Below are 24258 nucleotides of genomic sequence, written 5' to 3'. Positions count from 1 at the left end.
TAAAATCACTACTTTAACTTATAATAAAGTGAAACTTTAATCAGTGGGGATCTTTGTCCATCCTTCACTGATTATTAGCCCACACCAATCGGGCTGCCCGCAAATAGCGGGATAAAATTAATTACTTTAAAGGAGTTATACGATGGATCCCTTACTTCTAGCCAGCATAGGATTGCCATTAACAATCGTCATACTCTTCATCATCGGCTTCTACAAACTCTTCATTAAGAAAAAACGTATCACTTCTTTTTATACTCCATTCGATAATATCACTGGACAAACAATTTCAGAATTTCACGAAGAACAGAAAGTATTAGTATCCGAGGATGAAGATGGAGATGGTAAGAAGAAAAAATAACCTTGCGCATGCGCAAGGTTATTTTTGGGCCTCTGTTTGAAAACGTTTATAGTATGTCGATGCTGTTGCAAAATTAATTTCTATATCACGAATCAACGAGGAGTCTTCTTCTTCTGCTAACTTCTGCAATTTTTTCATTGATTGTTCTGATTCATTTAAGAAACCAACATATAATTCATGTTCCTGTTCTTTCGACTTCGGAACACGAATTTCTTTACGCATATGATCAATATCTTCTAACATACCCGTTGTTACCTGTTTCACGTCTTCCTTATATTTAGCATTAGTTATTTCCTTACCGCCCTTTTCTTTTGCCACTTCAAATAACTGTAACGCTTTATTAATTTCTTTGTTCATTTTCGCATCATACTTTTCATGTACCTCTTGATACACTTTCATATCTTCTGTCTGTTCAGTAGATTGCTCCACCTTTTCTTTCGGTTCTTTCGCTTCTTTATTCCCATTACATCCTGCTAGAAGGAGCATACCTCCCATTACAGCAATACCCAAAACCTTCTTCATCTTTAATTCTCCTTTTATCTACAGCTACTTCTAATTATAGTTTCTTTTATCTCCACTTGTTTTATTATACCGAGAACATCCTAAATTTTGTACTTAAGATGATTCCTTAATATATATACCCACATTTTTGTCACAGTATCGTCACTTTATGCAAGTAACTTTTGCATGAGTTATTTCAAAGAAATGAAAAAAAGAGCTGATTCAAAGAAATGTTTGAATCAGCTCTTTTTTGTTAAGCCTCTAAATTTTGTTTTTGTTGCAGTTCAAACTGCTTTTCACTTCTTTTTGCCATGAATAAATAACATAACACAGCACCAATTTCACAAAGAGCTATAACAACACCCATAGGAAGTGCGGTATTGCTTCCACCAATACCTACTAGCGGCGCTACAAGTGCTCCTGAGATGAACTGTAATAATCCTAGTAAAGCTGATGCTGTTCCTGCAGCCTGTTTTTGATTTCTCATCGCTAATGAGAAGCCAGTTGTTGATACAACCCCAACACTTGATACAACAAGGAATAGCGAGCATAAAACACCGATTAACCCTATTCCTAATACAATTGTAAGTAGTAACGATAGGCCGCCAACAGCCGCAATAATAATACCGGAAACAAATAAAGTCTTCTCATTAACTTTCCCCGCTAATCGGCCAGTAACTTGGCTAGCAATAATAATACCGATACCGTTAATTGCAAAGAACAAACTAAACTGTTGTGGTGATGCCCCATATATATTTTGCAACACGAACGGTGAACCAGAAATATAAGCAAACATTGCAGCTGTTACTAATCCTTGCGACAATGCATACCCCATAAATAAACGATCTTTCAGAAGCTTTCCGTATGTTGCAAGCGTTCCTGATAATCCACCCGTCTCTCTTTCTTCAGGGGGTAATGTTTCACGTAATACGAAAGTAGCTGATATTAACATGAATACACTAATTGCTCCAAGAACGATAAAAACGCCGCGCCATGATGTGAACTGTAATAATTGTCCCCCGATAATCGGTGCCAAAATAGGCGCTGCTCCGTTTACTAACATAAGCAGTGAGAAAAACTTTGTCATTTCAGAACCAGAATACATATCACGTACCATTGCACGTGATATAACGATACCAGCAGATCCTGAAGCACCTTGTAAGAAACGTAAAAGCACTAAACTCCAAATCGATGGTGCAACAGCACAAAGTAAAGAAGAAGCAACATAAATAATAAGAGCGATAATAAGAGGTTTGCGTCTTCCGTAAATATCACTAATTGAACCAACAAATAATTGTCCCACTGAAAGCCCAAGCAGACAAGCTGTCAATGTAAGCTGCGCGAGGGATGCCCCCGTTTGTAAATCATCCGTTAATTTTGGTAAAGAAGGCAAATACATATCAATCGATAATGGCCCAATTGCCGTAAGTGTCCCTAATACAAGAATCATCCATAACCTGTTTGTCTTTACAGGTTTATATACTTCGTGATTAACTCCATTCACTTTTTCTATTCACCCTTTCATATAAATATCGAATCGTAACAATTATAGTTACAACATAAATATACTTCAAGTATACCGTATTTTCCTGTTTAATAATGTAAAAAAAGCGATAGAATCTCTATCGCTTTACTTTTTCAAATTACTATTTGTAAATTTAGATACAGATGCCATCATTTCTCCTGTGTCTAAATATGTGATTTGAATTGGATCTCCTACTTCTGTAAACATTGCATATGGGAATTTCTTCGCTGGTACCATAAATACTTTTTGCTCGTTTTCTAATAGTACGTACACAATCGTATTTTCACCTGATTTTTCTTTATACACACGTTGTACAGTACCTTCTTTTTGCGCTTCTTTCCCATTTGAAGTCGGTCTAAATGAATCACCACTTCCGCTTAGCGCATTTTTATAGTTCTCAAGTGCTTCTTTTTGCGTCGAACCTGACGCAAACACTTTTGCATTAGAAGCATATATAACAGTATGAGCACGTACTAATCCGCCGTCATCAATAACTGGTACAATCCAAGAAGGTTTACCGTATACGTTATAAATAACTGGCATTGTTCCATGCCATTTCTCCCTCTTAAAGGAATTATCTACTACTTCTGTAGCAGCCGAACCGTCCATAATTCCCTTCACTTCTTTTCCGTTATAGTAATACAACTTTCCTGTACGTGCATCAACTAACGAGTAACCGAGAGCAGAATCTACTCCTTCTTTCGGAGAGGTAAAGTCTGTAAAGTAATACAGTTTACCATCCTTTCCGAAGATTGGCGTAACGCCTTCCTTCGTCCCCCACTCAGTCGGAATCTTCATGTCAGTTTGTGAGAATTTCGTATTCCAAAATCCGTGAATATATTTTCCGAAGTACGTATTTAACGTAGATGCTGTTTCATGATTTAATACACCATCAATGAATTTAGGTGCATTCCCTTTATCATATCGTTTCACATCACCTGTTTGTGCATCAACAACGACAACGCCTTCTACTTCAAACCCGGATCTTCCTGAAATAAACTCACCGTATGTCATTGTATAATACGGTTTTCCTTTGTCATCAACTTCAAATTTTGGTTTCCCTTTAAAAATTAAATCTGGCTCCGCTTTTCGAACGACACGTTCTAATTTATTACCGAAAAACATGCTTGGTACATACTTCATTTTATATCCAAGATGTAATTTCGCTTCCGCATCAGGATTTGTACCTGACATTGTTACGTAACCTGGAATTGTTTCCGCTTTACGTGCTTTAAAAAATCCCGAAACTTCTATTGGTGCTACATACAAGGCTTCACCATTTACCATTTGTGGCGTTAATTCCCCTAGCTCAAAATAAGCTACTTTCGGAATATCACCAAATACCTTTTTCATTTTATTTTCCGCTGTTTTAGGCGGAACTGTAAACGGTTGGTCATTTTCAGTAAATGGCTCTGAAATATCTTTCTCTACCTTCACGACCGAATCATATTTCTTTTGCGAGATTACTATATCGTGCAAATAACCAAAATAGCCGTAACTTGCTAGTAAAACAAACATTAGAAGTCCTTTTAACATACCTTCTAATTTCCCTACCTGCTCTTGTGAGAATAAAACAAGCCCAATTAAAATCGCTACTGCAACAGAATAATGAGTAAGAATAGAATCTGTTCGATCATCAATTAGCCAGAAATATTCATAGATTGCAATACCTATCCAAAATAAAACAGGAATAACTAAAATAGATGATTTCTTACCCTTTACAACTTTCTCATTTCCTCCTTTATCCACCGCGCGAATTTTATTACCGCTTCTAGTCCATGGAATCAAAAACAAAGTGAGAATAGCTAAAACTATAAATTTCATCAAAGGCAATGTCCCCTTTTCTTTTGTCTTCCCTTTCAGTATAACAAATAAAGGTTAATCAGGTAAAAATGGGAATAGAAATACTTTTAATTACTTATCACTGCGACTTAGTACAAATCCACTCACTACATATAAAACTGAAGCAATATAAAAGATAGTCCCTATCGTAAAGAAATCCACTAAGTAACCAGTTGCAATTATAGCTCCCCCGCCACCAATTGATGTCCATACATGGTATTTCCCAATTTCGTAACCAGCTTCCTTATGCGCTACCTTTCGTGCTAATGATGTCTTCTCCGTATTGCGCTGCACAGCACCTAAAATACCCATTAAAATTTGGAGAATGTATACGTGCCAAACCTCTGTTGCAATAGGAAAACAAAGCATTAATATAGCCATGGACCAGGCGTATATAATTAATAACTTTCTATCACCTACTCTATCAGAGATTCTTCCAACTAACGGATATACTAGAGCTGAAGTTAAGGCAAATAAACCGTACGCCCAGCCAAATTGCGAGAAGCTATTCCCAACATTTCGAAGCAATAGAATGTAAAAAGGAAATACCATACTTCCCGCCATCATAATTATGCTTTGTGACGCTACAAATCTTCTATATGTCATTTGCTATACTCCTTATAAAATAAATTCACAAATCGTTCCTCTGGGTCTACTTCCTTCTTCTTCTGAAGGAATTCTTCTATACGAGGATATGCTTCCTTTAGTTGCTCTTTTGCCGGATAAGAATAATACGGTAAATAATAACTTCCATTATGCTTTAAAGTAACATCAATCATCTTCTGAATAACCACTTTTGTTTTCTTTATTTCCTCCTCAGAACGCCCTTGATTAATTAAAAACACAAGCGCAAACATATCATCTTTCGCATAAGATAGCACCGCATTCTCATTCTTTTCAACATAGCGGATTGTAATGTTAAGAAGGTTTAATTCCTCTTCATTTAAAACACTTCGTAAATCATCTATATACTCTGCAAAACTATCTATTGGTACAAAGTACTCTTGTAAAACTTCGGTCAAGTTCGGATTATCATATTCCATAAAAGCACTATCAGATCTCATTACATTATTTCGAGTTTCATACTTACCATCTGTACGTTCAAAATAACTTCTTTGTATATCCCAAAATGCATTCTTTCCCCAATCACTATAACGCGATAATCCAAGCAAAAACTTCGGTGCGGCTATAATATTTTCTTCCTTTAATTCGCTGTATTCTCCCAGCTTCTGTTGATCTTCCGCCAATACATAATCCGTCACATACATTTCTTTCAAGAACGACTTTGGTGCAACAGAAATACGCGCTAAATGCATACGTATATTCTCAGCCTTCTTCACCTTCTCCTTAAAATACGAAGAATATTCCTTATAGTCTAGTACCCCCGTATGCGTTTCATATAATTCATCATTAGTTAACTTTAGCGTCACATCTAAAATTACACCAAACAATCCGTATCCCCCAATTACATACGGAAACAAGTCCGCATTTTCTTCTCTACTTACATTACGTACCGTACCATCTGCCATTAACAATCTGAGCGACTCTACTGTATCAATCAATGCTTCATGACGAATATCACGCCCATGTACATTTACACTTAATGAACCACCAACAGTAAAAATATTTTGAGATTGCATCACTTGAACTGCAAGACCATATGGATTGATTTTCTTTTGAATGTCATTCCATGTGACACCGCTTTGTACCCTAATCCTCTTTTTCTCCGGATCAAACTCTAATATTTCATTATAGCCCTTCATATCAAGCATCGTGCCGTTCGGATAATACGTCTGTCCGCCTTGGCTATGTTGCATACCTGCAATAGAAATCTTCTCTCCAGAAACATTTGCATCTTGCACTAATTTTTTTAATGAACTTTCATCCTCAGCATTTTCAACACGTTTAATTTTCGTTGGAAGTAACTTTCCTACATCACTCATAATAGGATGATCCAGTTGCTCTTTGTATGTATATATAGATGTCGCGAGCAACACTGTATACGCTACAATAACAACTGCTATCTTTCTTTTTTTCAAATGGCACTCTCCTCGTTTGAAATTCTAATCCCACTAGTACTTCTCTCTATTTTTATTGTACCTACTTTCTTAAAAGGAAAATACTACACTGTAAAAAAGAACTATCCTTCTTTTACTTACTATGAAGTGAAACCATAAGCATGATTTAAAAAACATTTAAATATGATGTAGAGGAAAATAACTTTATTCAGGAGGTTGCTATGAAAGCAATTATTTGCACAAAATACGGGCCACCTAACGTTCTCAAGCTTCAAAACGTAAAGAAACCTACTCCTAAAAAGAATGAAGTATTAGTTAAGATTCATGCAACAAGTGTAACAACTGGAGATTGTAGAATGCGGAGCTTTTCTAGCCCCCTATTATTTTGGATTCCTATGCGAATTATATTAGGTTTCAGAACACCGAGAAGGCCTATACTCGGTGTAGAATTATCTGGTGAAATTGAAGAAATAGGAACGGATGTAACTCAATTTAAAAAAGGAGACCCAGTCTTTGCATTAACAGGACTGAACGTTGGTGGTTATGCTGAATACACATGTGTGCATGAAAGCGGATTGATAGCATTAAAGCCCCTCAATTTAACATATGAAGAAGCTGCTGTTATTCCTTTTGGTGGCACTTCAGCATTACATTTTTTGAGAAAAAGACATATAAAAAAAGGACAGCAAGTACTTATATATGGCGCTTCCGGATCAGTAGGTACCGCTGCTGTGCAACTTGCTAAATATTTCGGTGCGACTGTTACAGCTGTTTGTAGCAATTCAAATTTTGAACTAGTGAAATCTTTAGGTGCAGATAATGTAATTGATTATACGAAAGAAGATTTTACGCAGCGAGATGAACGCTACGATATTATATTCGATGCAGTTGGAAAAATTAAAAAATCCCATTGCAAGAGCGCATTAACAGCTAACGGTAAATACGTGTCAGTCAACGGAACGATGGCAAAAGTAAGCAAAGAAGATATGCTTCTACTAAAAATGCTAACGGAAGAAGAAAAATTAAAACCAGTTATTGATAAAACTTACCCGCTAGAAGAAATTTCAGAGGCTCATACGTACGTAGAGACCGGACATAAAAAAGGGAATGTTTCCATTACCTTAAAATAAAATATATTCAGAAAATAACGTTGACAATTCTTTTTGTAAGATTTACTATTAATACCATATTTAAAAACTACATACACATACTCTTATCAAGAGTGGCGGAGGGACTGGCCCGATGATGCCCGGCAACCGAGCTTATAACGTATAAGCTAAGGTGCTAATTCCTGCAGAACGATTTTCGTTTTGGAAGATAAGAGAGGAACCTATTTCGTCTATTCGGCACCTCTCTTATTTTTGAGAGGTGCTTTTTATTTTGGAACGTATATTAAGGGGGAATTATAGATGAAAAAGGTATTATTAAGTATTGTAAGTGGAGCTGTATTATTGTTAGGCGCATGTGGTGCTAATTCTGATAAAGAGGTAAAAGCATTAGATGAGAAAAAGATTACCGTTGGTGTAACAGGTGGACCGCATGAACAAATTTTTGAAAAGGTGAAAGAAGTTGCAGCAAAAGATGGTCTCGAAATTGATGTAAAGGTATTTAATGATTATGTAGCTCCAAACGTATCTTTAGATGAAAAAAGCCTCGATGTAAATAGCTATCAAACTAAATCTTATTTAGACGTATTTAAAGCTGAACGCAACATGAAATTAACTGAAGTATTTTCCACAGTAACATTCCCTATGGGTGTATATTCTAAAAGTTTAAAAGATGTAAAAGAATTAAAAGAGGGCGATGCAATCGCTGTCCCAAATGATCCAACAAATGAGCTTCGTGCTTTAAAGCTATTTGAAAAAGCAGGAGTTTTAAAAGTTGATCCAAAAGCTACAGAAAAAGCGACTGCAAAAGATGTAATTGAAAATCCGAAAAATTTAAAGATTGTTGAATTAGAGGCATCTCAATTACCAACGCAGCTAAGTGAAGTAAAAGCAGCTGCAATTAATACAAACTTTGCATTAGGTGCAAAATTAAGCCCCTCGAAAGATTCTATTTTCCGCGAAGGAAAAGATTCACCATATGTGAACTGGGTCGTTGTTCGTACTGAAAATAAAGATGATGCTGTTGTTAATAAATTAAAGAAAGCTTATCAATCTAAAGAAGTAAAAGATTTCATTGAGAAAAAATTCGATGGTTCTGTTTTACCGTCTTGGTAGGAGCTGACTATAATGATTGAATTAAAAAACGTCTCCAAAGTATTTACAACAAAAAAAGGGAATGTTGAGGCTCTTAAATCAACTTCCCTTAAAGTAAAAAAGGGCGAAGTATTTGGAATCATCGGATATAGTGGCGCTGGCAAAAGTACATTAATTCGTTGTGTAAATTTATTAGAAAAACCAACGACAGGAAATATCATTGTAAATGAACAAGATTTAACAACCTTATCGACAAAAGAACTCGCAAAAGCAAGACAAAAGATCGGCATGATTTTTCAAGGATTCAATTTACTTAAAACCGTTACCGTTTATGAAAACATCGCTCTACCCTTACGTCTATCTGGTCTCTCCAAAAATGAAATTGAAAAAAGGGTAGAAAAGTATTTACTTATTGTTGATCTTTTTAATAGAAAAGATGCATATCCAAGCGAATTATCTGGTGGTCAAAAGCAACGTGTAGCGATTGCTCGCGCACTATCTCATGAGCCTGAAGTTTTATTAAGTGATGAAGCAACGAGCGCATTAGATCCGGAAACGACCGATTCTATTCTTGATTTGTTATTAAAAATTAATGAAGAAATTGGGATCACGATTTTACTAATTACACATGAAATGAATGTCATCCAGCGTATTTGTGACCGAGTTGCTGTAATGGAATATGGATCTGTCGTTGAAAGTGGAACGGTGAAGGACATTTTTACAAATCCACAACATGTAACAACGAAGAAATTTGTAAATAGCGCATTTGCAGCTAAAATTCCAGAAGAGGTACAGAAAGAGTTACAAAGCACCGGGGAAATCGTAACACTTTCATTTATAGGAACCGCTTCAGGAGAACCAGCGTTAGCTATCGCTACAAAACGTTTTCAAGTATATCCGAATATTTTATCAGGAAATATTACGCAGTTAAAACATGAAGCATATGGGAAACTGACCGTTCATATGCAAGGTGAAAAAAATGAAGTACACCGTGCCTTATCATTTTTACAAGAACAAGGGATCATCGTAGAAGGAGGTAGAACAGATTATGGGAAACAAGTCCTTTTTGGATAAGTGGGGTAACGTAATATGGGAAGCAACAATTCAAACATTTCAAATGACATCTATTTCACTACTTATCTCTATTCTTATTGCATTACCACTGGGTGTCACACTTGTTTTAACGAGACCTGGTGGACAGCGAGAAAATAAAATTATCTATCCTATTCTTAATACAATTATTAATGTCATTCGCTCTCTTCCATTTATCATTCTATTATTCTTTATTTTACCTTTCACAAAGTTTCTAATGGGAACGTCCATTGGCGTGCAAGGTGTTATCGTACCACTTGTCGTATTTACAGCCCCTTATATTGCACGTTTAATGGAAACTGCTTTATTAGAAGTGGATCGCGGTGTCATTGAAGCATATCAAGCAATGGGAGTCTCTACTATAAAAATCATTTGGCACGTTATGGTTAAAGAAGCTCGTCCGTCTCTCGTACTTGGATTAACAATCGCAACAATTGGCTTAATCGGTGCAACAGCAATGGCTGGACTTGTAGGTGCTGGAGGCCTCGGTGATCTCGCATATCGATTCGGACATTTACGCTACGAACCTGAAGTAATGTATGCAACAGTCTTTATTTTAATCATTCTCGTTCAAGGATTACAGTCATTAGGGAATGGTATAGCACGAAGCTTGAAGAAAGATTAAAAAGAAGGTATCTCACTGAAATGAGATACCTTCTTTTTATTTATAAATTTATCTCTTAAATCCACCTTCTGAATGAATAACTTGCCCTGTAATCCATCCGGCTTCTTCGCTCACTAAAAACTTAATAAGCCTTGCTGCATCTTTCGGTTCACCTATTCTACCGAAAGGAAACATTGGTGTTAACCCCCGCTTTATCTCTTCTGTCATCCAGCCCGTATTAGTTGGACCTGGATTAATCGCATTAACCGTTATCCCTAAATGAGCCACTTCTGCTGATAACGTACTAGTGAGAGCATCAATAGCTCCCTTCGTTGTTGCATACGCTAGCTCTCCAGCCATAGGTCCTTTAAATTGCCCCGACGTAATATTAACAATTCTACCACCAGCTTTCTTATCAAACCCTTGGGCAAATTGACTACTTAACAACGTAGTCGCACGAACATTTACCATGTAGTGCTTATCTAATTCTTCAGCAGTCAAATTAGAGAAATCATTATTCGTAGAATACGCTGCATTATTAATTAATATATGGGGGTACCCTAGTTGTTCAGTAACTTTATTTATAAGCTCTTTCGGTGCATCATTTTGAGTTAAATCTAACTCCATACTCGATACTTTGACACCGTTTTGTATCAGCTCTTCTTTTAATTGTATTTGTTCATTTTTATCAACGCCCCAAGGCATCTCTTTATCGTATTCTGTCCAATACGTAAAAAATATATCGTATCCAGCCTCTGCTAACTCTTTACAAATAGCTGCTCCAATACCGTCTAGACGACTAACACCCGTAACAACTGCTACTTTACTTTTTAATTGGTCCATCATACACTCCTCCAAAGTTAAAGGACGCATATTTTATATAAGAGATATAAACTTTCCCCACATAGGTATCTATTCTTACAAAAGGGATGTACAAGCTAAATATGCAGTCCTTGAATGATTTACAGATAGCTAAATAAACCCTCATTAATGAGAGAAAATTTCCTCTATCCACTTTCTAATCATTAAAAGTTCATCCACATATCTAGTCTTTATCCCCTTTCAATATATCTCTATTATTTACTCTAACAAAAAGATTAAATATTTAAAATAGAAAAGATAATCTTCTCTCTCTTTTGGCGGAAAAATATTGTAATTACCTATATAAGCTTTAACTATGTTTCTATTAAAAATAATCATTAAAATATCAAAATAATAAAAACAATCGGAAAAAGCTGGCAAATACTGGTTCACTTTCTTATAATAAAACGTGGGGCTAATGTGAGAGGTATAAAGGGTCTGATTATACAGACTCAACTGGTTTTAAACAAATAGGGGGAAGAAATATGTCAAAAAAATTACTTTCTTTATTTTCTACACTAATCGTAGCAGCTTTTGTAATAACTGGCTGTGGTCAAAGTGATACGACAAATAAAGAACAAAAAGAAGATGTAACGAAAGAAAGCAAAACAGAAAAAACGGATACAACGAAAGAAAATAAACCTGAAGAAAAAAAATCCGAAGATAAAAAGACTGAAGATAAAAAGACCGAAAATACAGCCACTAGTTCCAGCGATTATTCCAAGCTGATTTCTTATATGGAAAAAGAAACAGGTGGTAAAACAAAAGTTCTTTTTGAAAATAAGGAACCACAAGTCCATAAAGCTGAAGATATTTCAGTATCAATGAATAGTTATACATTAGTTGAATTAAATGGATTCCATACGGATTTTAACATTCCATTTAATCGTCAAACAGAGGGCGGAGTTATTCTTGTGAACTATAGCGTAAAAAATAGTTCAGCTAAAGATCTTTATTATATGCCAACATTGGACATGTCATTTACTGGTGCTCAAAAAGCATATAGTAACTATAGAGATTTAATTCCAACAGAAGATCAGCTACCAACTAAGCTCGCTCCAACAAATGATTATTTAGTAAAAGCAGGAGAAACAATTTCTGGTTATATCGCTTATCCATTTGGAAAAGATGATCTAGCAAAAATTTTAAGTCTCTCAACAGTCTCTGTCTCAGTCCCAACTGCACAAGCTAATAAAGGAAAATTTGATGCCCCAATTGGAAGCCCTGGAAACTTTTCATTAAGTTTAAACAAACAAGGCGCTGAAAAGGTTGCAGCAAATAAAACTTTCTACCAAGATAAAGTAACTGCTAATAACATGGGCGATAAAAAAATGCTAAAAGAACAATCCGGTATTAATAACAGTCAAGAATTAGGTGCTGTCAATGTTACATTAGATGGATATCAATTCGCTCAATTCACACCAAATTCCGTCGAGGCTCCACGATTTGCAAATTTCAAGAATGGTATTGTTCTATTAACAGTAAAATTCAAACTTGATAACAAAGATACGCAAGACGTTGCACTATCTCCTATAAGCTCTACATTGAGAGTTAATGATGGTTCACAATATACAATTAGCGAAGGTATGCTATTAAATTACGACTATAACGCTGCAGTCAAAACAGGAACATCTGGAGAGTTACTGCAAGTATATATTTTAGATCAAGAACGGTATGAAAAAATTTGGAAAGACAAAAGCTTTGAGATTGAATTAGGACCTATGAGAAATAAAGAGGCAAAAGATATTTCACAAGGTAAAAAAGCTAAATTTGCATTACCTAAATAAATTACTACTTATATAATAGAAAAGGCATATAACATATGATTGTTATATGCCTTTTCTATTTGTATCAAGAACAAAACTTTAATTTAAGTGTATACATTTATGATTACCTATCCGTTGTATAAGTGTAGGGAGGAAAAATGATGGGAAAAGAAAATATATTAACCTCCTATCTTATCAACTTAGGGGAGGAAGTGTTTAAGCTATTACTAGCGAAAGGGGCTATAAAAGAAGATGATCTCAAGAATGCCATACCTAAGGATAAGACCAAAACAGTAACGCCAGACAACTCCATCAAATTAAATCCATCATTTGAGAAACTACCTACGAAAGAAAAAAATAAAAAGCTGCAATCACAGGCTAAATAAGAAAAAAGCTTCCTTATGTATCCTGTGAGGATATCCATTATAAAGTCCTAAAATCTTTCATACTTTCCCCAAGAATATAGTGTGAAAACCACATCAAATTCTGCTTCATAATAGCCGCATTAATTCCTGGCTGGTCAGAACTATATGCCATTCCTTTAAATATAATTAATTCTGTATCAACTTCCATATCCCTTAATCCTTGATATAGCTCATATGCGTTTAGAGTTGGAATTCTTGCATCCTTTTCGCCATGTTGGATTAAAGTGGGCGTACAGGCTGATTTAATATACGTCATTGGTGATGTTTTCGTATATATCTCTGGATCATTCCATGGTGTATTTCCTAGATGCATTCTAATAAAGTAAGGGATATCTGTATTTACATAATGGGTACTCCAATTAGTAATTCCACCTCCAACTGAAATAGCTTTAAATCTACTACTATATGTAGAACAGAAAGCTGATATATATCCCCCGTTGCTCCATCCCATAACCCCTACTCTATCCTTATCTACAATCCCTTGATCAACTAGTTTATCCACTCCAGATATAACATCATCGTAGTCAGCAATTCCCTGTTTTCTATAGTTTGCTTTTAAGAATTCATTACCATAACCAGAACTTCCCCTATAGTTCGGCTCTAAAACTATAAAGCCTTTTTCGATAAACTGTTCAATAGGATATTTCTCATTAAAACAGTCTGAAAATATCGGAAAGGATGCCCAAGCCGGACCACCATGGATTACTACTAATAAGGGATATTTTTTATTTGCGTCAAACTCTACTGGAGTTGATAAAACACCCTCTATTTCAAGACCATCACTACTTTTCCATGAGATTATTTCCCTATTACTTTTAAGCTTTCCTTCGAAAAAGCTATTTTCATTCGTTATTTTTTTATCGTCTAAATAGATTTCAAAGGTTTCATTTGTTATAGCTTTATTATAGGATATATGATTTCCATCCCTTGTTATAGAAGCATCCATTATAAATCCATCTACTTTTTCACTTAGCATTTCTACAGTGCCATCCTCAGATAGCAACCCGATAAGATAATTAGTTTTATCCTGCCATCTAATTAAAATTCCTTTAGCTGTCCACTGTAATGGCATAACCGTACTATCAAAATCTAGTAAAGGTCGAATTAGCTCTCCATTATTAATATCATAGATTTCTAATGTACTGTCTTGTATATGAGTCTTATAGTACTCCTTCTCCCTTATGCTTACTGAGTAACATATTTTGCTGCCTTCAGGAGAAAAGCAAACGCTCCCTCCCAACAACTTATCTATATTCATCTTTTGTAGCTCTCCAGCTTCAATATCTAATATGTATAGATCACCATTCATATAATCATTTGGACTTGGTGTAGCCATAAATACAACCTTTTTCCCATCATTTGAAATATCAAATCCGTGGATATGAAAATCCTTCCCATTAGTTAGTTGATAAACACCACTATTTTCGTGTTCCTCTTTATCATTTTGTATCGCTTTTTCTACTTCAATGTAATATAAACAATTATTCTTGTACTCCTTACCTATATGTTGGAAATCCCCATATAGTTCCTTCCGTTTCTTTATCAGCTCAGATTCTTTTGACTGTGCCACATAATAAAAGCCTTTGCCATTAGGCTCCCATTTAAAATTACTGACCCCTTCTTTCTCATCAGTAATTTGTAACTCACTATAACCATCTATTGACTTAACAAAGATTTGATTTTTCTTATTATCCCCGTCACCAACTGGGCTAAGGTATGCGATATCCCTAGAATCTGGAGACCATAATGGGTGTATACTATCTATATCCCCAGTTGTTAATGGGTAACTCTGCTCCTTATCTTTTTCATATATCCATACATGATTCCTATATGTATTGTCTTTCCAGTTAGCTGTCTTCTTAACAAATGCTACGCTTTTGCCATCATCACTTATGTTTGTATTTGATAAGGTTGGTAATGAAATGATCTCTTCTATACTTAAATATGTTTTTTCTTTCACCTTCATTAATAATCCCCCTCGTAATGTCTAGTAATCTAATTTGTTCAATAAAGTGAAACTCTAATCAGTGGTTTTTTCCATCAACAAATACCCGAAATAACAACAGAAAATTCAGTTAAATGGAAGTAGTTCCGTCCCAAATCCGATAAAAACTCATGTTGTCTGCCGATTTTTATACTTTTTAATCCTACTGACCGATTTAATGAGGAATCGTCTTGAATTTCAAGACAAGGCTGATAATCTCTCCCACTGCCAGTTCCTTGCCCTCTTTAATCCACTTATCGATATTAGATGTTCTTTTTTTCGACACAAAAATGCCCCTTTAGATAATCATATCCAAAGGGGCAAAGCTTCACAACTTTTTTATAAACGTCGCGACTTTATTTTAAATTTACAATAATCTAGTTACTCTACCAATTTCCTACTCAACAGTAACAGACTTAGCTAAGTTACGTGGCTTATCAACGTCACACTCGCGGTGAAGCGCTGCGTAGTATGAGATAAGTTGTAATGGAATAACTGCTACTAGCGGTGCTAGTGCTTCGTGTACAGCTGGTAATACGAAGCTGTCACCTTCCATTTCTAAGCCTTTCATTGAGATGATACATGGGTTAGCCCCGCGTGCTACTACTTCTTTCACGTTACCACGAATTCCAAGGTTTACGTGCTCTTGTGTAGCAAGTGCGATAACTGGTGTACCGTTTTCGATTAAGGCAATTGTACCGTGTTTTAATTCTCCTCCAGCAAATCCTTCTGCTTGGATGTAAGAGATTTCTTTTAGTTTTAACGCACCTTCTAAACCTACGAAGAAGTCTACGCTACGTCCGATGAAGAAGCAGTTACGCGTTGTTGCTAAAAATTGTTTTGCTAATGCGTCCATCTCTTCTTTTTGATCACAAAGTACTACCATTGCATTTGCTACAAGTCCTAATTCGTGTGTTAAATCGAAATCAAGAACTTCACCTTTTGCTTGTGCAATGTCAGCCGCTAAGATTGAAAGTACTGCAAGCTGTGCTGTGTATGCTTTCGTCGATGCAACTGCAATTTCTGGTCCAGCATATAGCGGAAGTGTATAATCAGCTTCACGAGAAAGCGTAGATCCAGGTACGTTTGTAATTGTTAATGCTTTATGACCCATTTCATTTGTTTGCACAAGTACTGCACGGCTATCAGCTGTTTCACCACTTTGTGAGATGTAAATGAAGAATGGTCTTTCTGTTAATAATGGCATGTTGTAAGAGAATTCACTTGCTACGTGTACTTCAACTGGTACTTTCGCAAATTTCTCAATGAATTGCTTTCCAACAAGACCTGCATGATAACTTGTTCCACATGCAATGATATAAATACGATCGCTATCTAAGATTGCATTACGGATATCTGAATCCAGTTCAATCTCGCCATTTTCATCTTGGTACTTTTGAATAATATTACGGATTACAAGTGGTTGCTCATCGATTTCTTTTAGCATGAAGTGAGGATACGTTCCTTTTTCAATATCACTTGCGTCTAATTCCGCTGTATAAGGTGCACGTTCAATCGTTTCACCTTGTAAGTTTTTAATTGTAATGTTTTCTTTTGTTACGATTACGATTTCTTTATCCATTAACTCGATAAATTGATCTGTAACTTGTAACATCGCCATAGCGTCGCTCGCCACAACATTAAAGTTGTCACCAACACCTACTAATAGCGGGCTTTTGTTTTTAGCAACATAAATCATGTTTGGATTTTCAGCATCAAGTAGTCCGATTGCATAAGAACCATGTAAAAGAGATAGCGTATTACGGAACGCTTCTTCTACACTTAATCCTGTGCTCACTTGTTGTTCCATAAGCTGTACGATAATTTCTGTATCTGTTTCACTTACGAACGTTACATCTTGTAAATATTCCTTTTTCACTAACTCATAGTTTTCAATTACACCGTTATGAACTAGTGTAAAACGTTTTGATGTACTTTGATGCGGATGCGCGTTTAACTTACTTGGAACACCATGTGTAGCCCAGCGTGTATGACCGATTCCCACACTTGCTGCTACGTTCTCATCTACGATTTCGCGAAGTTTTGCAATACGGCCTTTTTCTTTGTATACAACAACACCGTTCTCTGCTTGTACTGCAATACCTGCTGAATCATATCCACGATATTCTAGTTTTTCTAAACCTTTTAATAAAATTTCCTTTGCATCTTGCTCTCCAATAAATCCTACGATTCCACACATGTTTAGTCGCCGTTACAAATGCTTACACTGCTTTGCGAACATGTAACGACATAGTCCGATACCATTTATTTATATTAAAAAAACGGATTACATATTGCTAGCCCTGTAAGCTTGTAACGGCTTTCACCTTCCTCTCAATTGGGTTTAAGTCCGTATACACTTATACAGCTAGTTTTCATCCGTTCCTTTTCTCTCATCACACTTTCACCTTTGTCCACTAAGTCACCTTAATGTTTTAAGTAAAAGTTTGCGGTTGTGATGAACAACCGGGAGTCATCCGCCGAAATCTCGATAAACTCCACCTCGTCAACTACACTACTTGTAGTTCTGGCGCTTTTATAATTTACAATATTTACTTTGAGAAAAAGAACAAGACAATCTTATAACAAACAATATAAACCGTCAATGAATTTTTTTTCATTGTCTATAAAACATATGAAAAAGGAGCACTTCTTGTGCTCCTTTTAAAACAAATTCGGTAAATTATTCAGCTCCAACTTCCGCTTTCACAACTTCTACAATACGGTGCACATAAGCATCACAAACTTCTTGTGTCGGTGCTTCTGCCATTACACGAATAAGTGGTTCTGTTCCAGATGGACGAACAAGAATACGACCGTCTCCGTTCATTTCTTCCTCTACAACACGAATAATTTCTTTAATTTTCTCATTTTCTAATGCTAGTTTTTTATCTGTTACACGAACGTTTACTAGTAATTGTGGGAATTTTGTCATCTCGCCTGCAAGCTCAGATAATGGCTTTTTCGTCATTTTCATGATGTTTACAAGTTGAAGTGCGCTTAACATTCCATCACCAGTTGTAATGTAATCAAGTAAGATAATGTGACCTGATTGTTCTCCGCCCAGGTTATATCCACCACGTTTCATTTCTTCCATTACGTAGCGGTCACCAACTGCTGTTTTATCACTTGTAATATTGTTTGCTTCAAGTGCTTTGTAGAAGCCTAAGTTACTCATAACTGTTGAAACAACTGTATTATGTTTCAATTGACCAGTTTCTTTCATATACTTCGCACAAATAAACATAATTTGATCGCCATCAACGATGCTTCCTTTTTCATCTACCGCGATTAAACGGTCGCCATCACCATCAAAAGCAAGTCCGATATCGGCACCTTTTTCTTTTACTAATTCAGCTAAGACTTCTGGATGTGTAGATCCTACGCCCTCGTTAATATTCATACCGTTTGGAGAAGTTCCCATCGTTGAAATATCAGCTTCTAAGTCTGCAAATAAGTATGGAGCTAAAGAAGAAGTCGCACCGTGTGCGCAATCTAAAGCAATATGTAAACCAGAGAAATCTTCCTCTACAGTTTGTTTAATGTATTGTAAATACTTTTGTCCACCTTCAAAGTAATCACTCACTTGGCCAAGGTTAGTACCTGTTGGACGTGGTAACTCGTCAACTTCTTTGTCTAATAATGCTTCAATTTCAGCTTCTTGCTCATCTGTTAATTTAAAACCATCTGAACCGAAGAACTTAATTCCATTATCTTGTACTGGATTATGAGATGCAGAAATCATAACACCCGCTTGTGCATCTAAAGCTTTTGTTAAATAAGCCACACCTGGTGTAGAAATAACACCAAGACGCATTACTTCTGCTCCAGTTGATAATAGACCTGCTACTAAAGCTCCTTCTAACATATGTCCAGATACACGTGTATCACGGCCAATAATTACTTTTGGACGATCTGTATCTTTTGTTAATACATAACCGCCAAAACGTCCAATTTTGAATGCTAATTCAGGTGTTAATTCCTTATTTGCAACCCCGCGTACTCCGTCTGTACCAAAATATTTACCCATTATTATTCGCTCCTTTTTCGTGCTCTTTTTGATTATCTACTGTTGGTTCTTGGCTCGTTTCTTGCCCATTTTCTTTGTCTTTATCTTTGTCTTTATTTTTTTCTTTATCTTTTTCCTGATCCTTTTCTGGATCCGGTTCAGGATTTTTTGGTTTTTCAGTTTGGTTTTCTTTATTGTTTGCTGGATCTGGTTGTTCGATATTACCCTGTACTTCTTTATCTGGCTTTTCTTTCTTCACAATTGTGACTTTAGCACTTTTTTGTTTTGGTTCTATCGAAATATTACCAGGACCGCTCACTTGAATAGAAACATCCTTCGTCCCCGGAGATACATTTTGCAGATTAATCGCAGCTGTTATTTGAGCAGCTGTTATTTTATCTACTATACTTGCTTCTCCTGAAATATCAACGCTTATCTTTCCATCTTGTGGCGAAAGTAGCTGAGCAGTAACATCATTCGGAATGCCATTTTTTTGAATCGGGATACCATCTATAGTTTTACTTTTCGTTTGTTTTACCTTTTGTACCCCTACAGAAACCTTCACTTGATTTGGTTTTGCACTTGTCACACCTTTTGGCAATAAAACAGAGGCATCGAATGTTGTAGAATCCGTCAATTGACTAAGATCTACCTCGACCCCCTCTATAGATTGTATATTATCCAAAATGTCTTTTGGACCTGCTATCGTTACCTCTTTTGGTTCAACATTAATATTTGTAACAGCTAAACCCTCTGGTAAATTCCCTTTTTTCGAATATGTTAAAGGAACTGTTTTTTCGACGTTATTTGCTGTAGGTTGTGTCGCTACATTCACCGTTACGCTTATTTTAGATGGACTCGTTTTTACATTTAAACGTTTTCCTTCTTTATTGTACAATGTAACGTCTGGTGTTTTTGTAACAGTTTTATTCACGCCTTTTAAGTCGATATATGCCTTAGCAGATGAAATACTTTCGATTTCTTCTTTCGTCCCAACTACCTCAACAGTATCAGGTTTAATGCTTGATTTTTCGAGAGTAGCACCCGCTGGCATCTGATCCTCATTTGATAATTTTAAATCTACATGAACATATTTTCTCGCTTTTTCATGAAGAGTAACTTTAATTGTTGATGGCTGAACTGTTCCTTTTACATCATCTGGAAGCCCGTTCGTTTTCAAAGAAACTTCATAAGTCCCTTTTGAACTATCTCGCAAATCAACCGTTATATCAAATTGTTTTTTTGCTTTTGCTGTAGCAACTGCTGCTTTTGGGCCTTCTAACTTCACCTTAACGCCCTCTGCCGGAATACCACTTACAATATATTTCTCTTCATCATACTTAAGGTTAATAGCATGATTAGTTAATGTTTCTTTCGTATCATTTGCGAAAGGTACTATACCCGACGTCGTATTTTTTTCAGTTAAAGTTGCGGACATAAAAAGCATACACGCCAATAGTAATGAGATTCCTTTTAAAAACCAATGATTCTCCATTAACTTATCCATGACGCTTTCTCCTCCAATTCCATAAAGACGAAGAAGTCGTTTTTTCGTTCCCACTAAATTCTGCTAATAACATATCCTTCAGTTGTTCTGTCTTCAAATCACGATGCAACTTACCGTTTTTCGTTAAAGAAATTTGGCCCGTTTCTTCAGATACAACTACTGTAATACTATCAGTGACTTCACTAACTCCCATTGCAGCGCGATGCCTTGTTCCTAACTCCTTAGAAATAAAGGGGCTTTCTGATAACGGAAGATAACAAGCCGCTGCTTTAATTGTACTTCCTTGCATAATTACGGCTCCGTCGTGAAGAGGCGTATTTGGAATGAAAATATTAATGAGTAACTCCGATGATACATTTGCATTTAACGGAATACCCGTTTCCACATAATCACCCATTCCGGTCTCTTTTGACAACGTAATTAATGCACCAATTCTACGTTTTCCCATATATTCCGTTGCTTTTGCTATCGATGTTGCAACAATTTCAGGTTCATCATCCTCCTGAGTTCCAACACGCGAAAATAAACTTCCGCGTCCTAGCTGCTCAAGTGCTCTTCGCAATTCTGGCTGGAAGATAATAATAACGGCTAAAAATCCCCACGTTAATACTTGTTCCGTTAGCCAATATAGCGTATGCAATCCAAGGAAAATACTAATCATCCGAACGACAATAATAACCGTAATCCCTTTTAAAAGTTGAACAGCTTTCGTCCCTCGGATTATAAGAATTAGCTTATATATAATAAACCATACAACGGCAATATCTAATACCGTACTAAGATATTTCAAAATGGTCGTATCTTCAAAAGGCATGCTAACCCTTCCTCCTACTTACGAGCAATTCTATCCATATATTGAAATATTATTTTATGCTCTATCTGTATGTATTTCCAACAACTAGTTAATTATACCATACATGAAACAAACGACAATTACAAACGCCCCCTTTAGCTTAAATTGGTAAGATGTCAAACTTTCTTACCCTACAGTATAATATCAGTCATTATTATACGCCTATTTTCCAATAAAAAAAGCAACTTCACAGTTGCTTTTTTTACATTTATTTCAGTTTTTCACCGAATAAAGAACCCATTAAAGCAACCGCTGTTGTTGCTGTTCTGTTTCTCTCATCTAAAATTGTATTTACTTCAACAAACTCAGCAGATGTAACAATATCAGCTTCTGCTAACATCTCCATCGCTAAGTGGCTTTCACGATAAGATAGACCACCAATTACAGGTGTTCCAACTCCTGGTGCGTCATGAGGATCAAGCCCATCTAGATCTAATGATAAATGAACGCCATCCGTATGAGATAAATACGCAATTGTTTCTTCCATAACAGCCGTCATACCCATACGATCGATTTCATGCATTGAGAATACTTTAATGCCTTCATCGCGAATAAAGTCTTTTTCTCCTTCATCCAATGCACGTGCACCGATAATTACAACGTTCTCTTTCTTCACCTTTGGATATGCTTCATATAAGTCTACAAGCGTCGGATGTCCATAGCCTAAACTTGCAGCAAGTGACATACCGTGAATATTTCCAGATGGTGAAGTCTCTTCTGTATTTAAATCACCATGTGCATCATACCAAATAACACCTAAATTTTTATAATGTTTCGCTACACCAGCTAGCGTACCGATAGCAATACTATGGTCACCGCCTAATACGAGTGGAAAACGACCTTCTTCTATAATATGATCAACCTTACTCGCTAATTCATTACATACAGTTGCAACTTGTGTAAGGTTTCTTAATTTTGTATTTTCATCTACTTCTTTTTCTCTCTCAATACATATATCTCCCAAATCTTTAACGTCATATCCAATTTGTTCAATTCTTTCAATTACCCCTGCATAACGGATTGCGCTTGGTCCCATATCAACCCCGCGACGCATCTGTCCTAAATCCATTGGAACTCCAATAACTGAGATTTCTTTTTTCATAGATAGTATCCCCCTTTTATGCCTTCCTAAATATTTTAAATCTTTTATATAGTCTGACTCAACTCGACATTTTTCTGCATGGATATACAATATATTCACTTGTACTCTCATTGAAACCTAAATTTTAAGACTATTCTATGTATAAAGTTAACTTTATGAAACAACTGACTTTTCTATCAGCTAATATTTTTATCCGCACTTTTCCCCATCATCACTCAGGATTATGCAAAATATCATCAAATAAATGAATTATAAAACACTTCTACATTTAGAAGCGTTTTTCTGATGCTAATTTCCACACTGCTGCAATATTTCTTGCTGTCATTTCGATATTCTCTTCTGCCCTTTTATATGCTTCTTCTAATGTCATTGGACTCGCTGTAATACTAAACACTGCATCAATTCCCTTTTCGTAAACAGTCGTATAATTCGAGGATACAGATCCACCAATAGCAATTACAGGAATATGACGACATTTCGCCCGCTTCGCGACACCAACAGGAGCTTTTCCATACGCTGTTTGTTCATCTATTCTTCCCTCACCAGTTACAATCAGATCGGCGCCCTCTATACACTTATCAAAATTTGTATAATCTAATACAATTTCAATTCCTTTTCTTAACTGCCCCTTTAGAACTGCAACGACAGCTGCTCCCATTCCTCCAGCTGCCCCCGCCCCTGGTATTTCAGATACATTTAAAGACACATGTTGTTTAAGTATATTAGCATAATGTTTTAAATTCTCATCTAGCTCTTTCATCATCTCTACATTTGCACCCTTTTGTCTCGCAAATACAAAAGATGCCCCGCTAGCTCCAACTAAAGGGTTATCTACATCACACGCCGCTTCTAACTTTAGATCCTTTAGACGTGAATCAATCCTAGAAAGGTCAACAGTAGTAATCAAATGTAATGTCCCTCCAGAGGGTTCTATTACTTCACCTTTCCTGTTTATAAACCTTGCGCCTAAAGCAGATAGCATACCAGCCCCACCATCATTTGTAGCACTTCCTCCGAGCCCTAAAATAATGTGTTTCGCTCCTTGATCTAATGCATGTAATATAAGTTCTCCTGTCCCTTTTGTCGTTGTAATAAGTGGGTTTCTCTTTTCAATTGGAACGTGTTGTAATCCTGATGCTGCTGCCATTTCAATAAATGCTGTCTTCTTATCCTTAGACATACCATAAAAGGCTTGCACGCTCTCTCCAAGCGGCCCTGTCACATTAAGTGATATAATTTCCCCCATTGTAGCACCAACAAGAGATTCGACCGTTCCTTCACCTCCATCTCCAATTGGTACTTTAACGTACTCTGCTTTAGGAAAAACTGCTGCAAAACCTCTTTCAATAGCTTCACATACCTCCATAGCTTTCAAACTTTCTTTATATGAATCAGATGCAATAACAACTTTCATAATTATCTCCCCTTATTTATGCTCTTCTTTCATTTTAAACAACATATACAAAAGTTGTCTTTTTATGTGAAATTTAAGCACAAAAAAAGCTTACATCATTTGATGTAAGCTTTCCCTATTTATATGGAGCCTAGCGGGATCGAACCGCTGACCTCCTGCGTGCAAGGCAGGCGCTCTCCCAGCTGAGCTAAGGCCC

19 protein-coding genes, 1 tRNA gene, 3 pseudogenes and 1 riboswitch are annotated in these 24258 nt (G+C 36.2%); of the genes and pseudogenes, 7 read left to right on the top strand and 16 right to left on the bottom strand.

The window, feature by feature from the left end:
• The first annotated feature begins 142 nt into the window (after nucleotides 1–142).
• Nucleotides 143–358 carry a DUF3951 domain-containing protein gene (locus tag BAQ49_RS05420; protein ID WP_071744488.1) on the top strand — a complete coding sequence of 72 codons (216 nt, stop codon included), beginning with the start codon at nucleotides 143–145 and terminating at the stop codon, nucleotides 356–358.
• An 18-nt stretch (nucleotides 359–376) separates the two neighbouring features.
• Here BAQ49_RS05420 and BAQ49_RS05415 read toward each other — a convergent pair whose 3' ends face one another.
• From BAQ49_RS05415 to BAQ49_RS05395, 5 genes are all read right to left on the bottom strand, one after another.
• The gene (locus tag BAQ49_RS05415) at nucleotides 377–880 is read right to left on the bottom strand and encodes a hypothetical protein (RefSeq protein WP_071744487.1); all 504 of its coding nucleotides are present in this window, start codon (nucleotides 878–880) and stop codon (nucleotides 377–379) included.
• Nucleotides 881–1112: 232 nt separating this feature from the next.
• Nucleotides 1113–2372: a multidrug effflux MFS transporter gene (locus tag BAQ49_RS05410; RefSeq protein ID WP_240523184.1), complete on the bottom strand. Its 1260-nt coding sequence runs from the start codon at nucleotides 2370–2372 to the stop codon at nucleotides 1113–1115.
• A 117-nt stretch (nucleotides 2373–2489) separates the two neighbouring features.
• Entirely contained in the window at nucleotides 2490–4208 is a 1719-nt protein-coding gene (locus BAQ49_RS05405; RefSeq protein WP_071744486.1) for a DUF3981 domain-containing protein, read from the bottom strand.
• A gap of 90 nt (nucleotides 4209–4298) precedes the next feature.
• Nucleotides 4299–4832, bottom strand: a complete 534-nt coding sequence (locus BAQ49_RS05400) for an MFS transporter (RefSeq protein ID WP_071744485.1) — start codon at nucleotides 4830–4832, stop codon at nucleotides 4299–4301.
• On the bottom strand, nucleotides 4829–6265 hold the full coding sequence (locus BAQ49_RS05395; RefSeq protein WP_071744484.1) for an FAD-binding oxidoreductase: 1437 nt from the start codon (nucleotides 6263–6265) through the stop codon (nucleotides 4829–4831). Before BAQ49_RS05395 ends, BAQ49_RS05400 begins: the two co-directional genes overlap by 4 nt.
• A gap of 200 nt (nucleotides 6266–6465) precedes the next feature.
• Between BAQ49_RS05395 and BAQ49_RS05390 the strand changes: the two genes are divergently transcribed.
• The 4 genes from BAQ49_RS05390 (at nucleotide 6466) to BAQ49_RS05375 (ending at nucleotide 10162) form a co-directional block, all read left to right on the top strand.
• Nucleotides 6466–7374: an NAD(P)-dependent alcohol dehydrogenase gene (locus BAQ49_RS05390; RefSeq protein WP_071744483.1), complete on the top strand. Its 909-nt coding sequence runs from the start codon at nucleotides 6466–6468 to the stop codon at nucleotides 7372–7374.
• Between the two features lie 80 nt (nucleotides 7375–7454).
• Nucleotides 7455–7568, top strand: a riboswitch (SAM riboswitch).
• 85 nt (nucleotides 7569–7653) lie between these two features.
• Complete coding sequence (locus tag BAQ49_RS05385; RefSeq protein WP_071744482.1) at nucleotides 7654–8466, top strand: MetQ/NlpA family ABC transporter substrate-binding protein; 813 nt, start codon at nucleotides 7654–7656, stop codon at nucleotides 8464–8466.
• A gap of 12 nt (nucleotides 8467–8478) precedes the next feature.
• Nucleotides 8479–9519 carry a methionine ABC transporter ATP-binding protein gene (locus BAQ49_RS05380; RefSeq protein WP_071744481.1) on the top strand — a complete coding sequence of 347 codons (1041 nt, stop codon included), beginning with the start codon at nucleotides 8479–8481 and terminating at the stop codon, nucleotides 9517–9519.
• Nucleotides 9494–10162 carry a methionine ABC transporter permease gene (locus tag BAQ49_RS05375; protein WP_071744480.1) on the top strand — a complete coding sequence of 223 codons (669 nt, stop codon included), beginning with the start codon at nucleotides 9494–9496 and terminating at the stop codon, nucleotides 10160–10162. Before BAQ49_RS05380 ends, BAQ49_RS05375 begins: the two co-directional genes overlap by 26 nt.
• A 48-nt stretch (nucleotides 10163–10210) precedes the next feature.
• Here the strand turns inward: BAQ49_RS05375 and BAQ49_RS05370 are convergent, their stop codons facing one another.
• Nucleotides 10211–10987, bottom strand: coding sequence for an SDR family oxidoreductase (locus BAQ49_RS05370; protein ID WP_071744479.1), 777 nt, complete (start codon nucleotides 10985–10987; stop codon nucleotides 10211–10213).
• A gap of 500 nt (nucleotides 10988–11487) precedes the next feature.
• Here BAQ49_RS05370 and BAQ49_RS05365 point away from each other — a divergent pair, with 500 nt between their 5' ends.
• Both BAQ49_RS05365 and BAQ49_RS05360 read left to right on the top strand, forming a co-directional pair.
• Nucleotides 11488–12789 (top strand): DUF5068 domain-containing protein, encoded by a 1302-nt coding sequence (locus tag BAQ49_RS05365; RefSeq protein WP_071744478.1) that lies wholly within the window; start codon nucleotides 11488–11490, stop codon nucleotides 12787–12789.
• 140 nt (nucleotides 12790–12929) lie between these two features.
• Nucleotides 12930–13022: pseudogene (locus BAQ49_RS05360) on the top strand (RNA polymerase sigma factor); the annotation flags it as partial.
• Nucleotides 13023–13191: 169 nt separating this feature from the next.
• On the opposite strand, the gene BAQ49_RS05355 reads toward BAQ49_RS05360, so the two are convergent.
• The 10 genes and pseudogenes from BAQ49_RS05355 to BAQ49_RS05315 all read right to left on the bottom strand — a co-directional run bounded on the left by BAQ49_RS05355 (nucleotide 13192) and on the right by BAQ49_RS05315 (nucleotide 24258).
• A complete protein-coding gene (locus BAQ49_RS05355) occupies nucleotides 13192–15159 on the bottom strand; it encodes a S9 family peptidase (protein WP_071744477.1) in 1968 nt (655 codons plus the stop codon).
• A gap of 80 nt (nucleotides 15160–15239) precedes the next feature.
• A pseudogene (locus tag BAQ49_RS34045) lies at nucleotides 15240–15463 on the bottom strand (TnsA endonuclease N-terminal domain-containing protein); the annotation flags it as partial.
• Nucleotides 15464–15574: 111 nt separating this feature from the next.
• Nucleotides 15575–17377 (bottom strand): glutamine--fructose-6-phosphate transaminase (isomerizing), encoded by a 1803-nt coding sequence (gene glmS, locus BAQ49_RS05345; RefSeq protein ID WP_071744476.1) that lies wholly within the window; start codon nucleotides 17375–17377, stop codon nucleotides 15575–15577.
• 12 nt (nucleotides 17378–17389) lie between these two features.
• Nucleotides 17390–17574, bottom strand: a pseudogene (locus tag BAQ49_RS34205) (hypothetical protein).
• A gap of 286 nt (nucleotides 17575–17860) precedes the next feature.
• Nucleotides 17861–19207 carry a phosphoglucosamine mutase gene (gene glmM, locus BAQ49_RS05340; protein ID WP_071744475.1) on the bottom strand — a complete coding sequence of 449 codons (1347 nt, stop codon included), beginning with the start codon at nucleotides 19205–19207 and terminating at the stop codon, nucleotides 17861–17863.
• Nucleotides 19200–20693 (bottom strand): CdaR family protein, encoded by a 1494-nt coding sequence (locus tag BAQ49_RS05335; protein ID WP_071744474.1) that lies wholly within the window; start codon nucleotides 20691–20693, stop codon nucleotides 19200–19202. The genes glmM and BAQ49_RS05335 overlap by 8 nt, the downstream gene beginning before the upstream one ends.
• The gene (gene cdaA, locus BAQ49_RS05330; RefSeq protein WP_071744473.1) at nucleotides 20686–21507 is read right to left on the bottom strand and encodes a diadenylate cyclase CdaA; all 822 of its coding nucleotides are present in this window, start codon (nucleotides 21505–21507) and stop codon (nucleotides 20686–20688) included. Before cdaA ends, BAQ49_RS05335 begins: the two co-directional genes overlap by 8 nt.
• Before the next feature lie 247 nt (nucleotides 21508–21754).
• On the bottom strand, nucleotides 21755–22648 hold the full coding sequence (gene rocF, locus BAQ49_RS05325) for an arginase (RefSeq protein WP_000711584.1): 894 nt from the start codon (nucleotides 22646–22648) through the stop codon (nucleotides 21755–21757).
• A gap of 268 nt (nucleotides 22649–22916) precedes the next feature.
• A complete protein-coding gene (locus tag BAQ49_RS05320) occupies nucleotides 22917–24062 on the bottom strand; it encodes a glycerate kinase (RefSeq protein ID WP_071744472.1) in 1146 nt (381 codons plus the stop codon).
• 124 nt (nucleotides 24063–24186) lie between these two features.
• Nucleotides 24187–24258 (bottom strand) — tRNA-Ala (locus BAQ49_RS05315).

This window comes from Bacillus proteolyticus (genome assembly GCF_001884065.1).
Lineage (GTDB): Bacteria > Bacillota > Bacilli > Bacillales > Bacillaceae_G > Bacillus_A > Bacillus_A proteolyticus.
The sequence above is the reverse complement of the archived record's forward strand: the minus strand, read 5'-3'. Positions and strand labels throughout refer to the sequence as shown.

Coding starts and splice junctions, on each gene's coding strand:
- BAQ49_RS05420 (WP_071744488.1), top strand. CDS start 143: ATGGATCCCTTACTTCTAGCCAGCATAGGATTGCCATTAACAATCGTC.
- BAQ49_RS05415 (WP_071744487.1), bottom strand. CDS start 880: ATGAAGAAGGTTTTGGGTATTGCTGTAATGGGAGGTATGCTCCTTCTA.
- BAQ49_RS05405 (WP_071744486.1), bottom strand. CDS start 4,208: ATGAAATTTATAGTTTTAGCTATTCTCACTTTGTTTTTGATTCCATGG.
- BAQ49_RS05400 (WP_071744485.1), bottom strand. CDS start 4,832: ATGACATATAGAAGATTTGTAGCGTCACAAAGCATAATTATGATGGCG.
- BAQ49_RS05390 (WP_071744483.1), top strand. CDS start 6,466: ATGAAAGCAATTATTTGCACAAAATACGGGCCACCTAACGTTCTCAAG.
- BAQ49_RS05385 (WP_071744482.1), top strand. CDS start 7,654: ATGAAAAAGGTATTATTAAGTATTGTAAGTGGAGCTGTATTATTGTTA.
- BAQ49_RS05380 (WP_071744481.1), top strand. CDS start 8,479: ATGATTGAATTAAAAAACGTCTCCAAAGTATTTACAACAAAAAAAGGG.
- BAQ49_RS05375 (WP_071744480.1), top strand. CDS start 9,494: ATGGGAAACAAGTCCTTTTTGGATAAGTGGGGTAACGTAATATGGGAA.
- BAQ49_RS05370 (WP_071744479.1), bottom strand. CDS start 10,987: ATGATGGACCAATTAAAAAGTAAAGTAGCAGTTGTTACGGGTGTTAGT.
- BAQ49_RS05365 (WP_071744478.1), top strand. CDS start 11,488: ATGTCAAAAAAATTACTTTCTTTATTTTCTACACTAATCGTAGCAGCT.
- BAQ49_RS05355 (WP_071744477.1), bottom strand. CDS start 15,159: ATGAAGGTGAAAGAAAAAACATATTTAAGTATAGAAGAGATCATTTCA.
- glmS (WP_071744476.1), bottom strand. CDS start 17,377: ATGTGTGGAATCGTAGGATTTATTGGAGAGCAAGATGCAAAGGAAATT.
- glmM (WP_071744475.1), bottom strand. CDS start 19,207: ATGGGTAAATATTTTGGTACAGACGGAGTACGCGGGGTTGCAAATAAG.
- BAQ49_RS05335 (WP_071744474.1), bottom strand. CDS start 20,693: ATGGATAAGTTAATGGAGAATCATTGGTTTTTAAAAGGAATCTCATTA.
- cdaA (WP_071744473.1), bottom strand. CDS start 21,507: ATGCCTTTTGAAGATACGACCATTTTGAAATATCTTAGTACGGTATTA.
- rocF (WP_000711584.1), bottom strand. CDS start 22,648: ATGAAAAAAGAAATCTCAGTTATTGGAGTTCCAATGGATTTAGGACAG.
- BAQ49_RS05320 (WP_071744472.1), bottom strand. CDS start 24,062: ATGAAAGTTGTTATTGCATCTGATTCATATAAAGAAAGTTTGAAAGCT.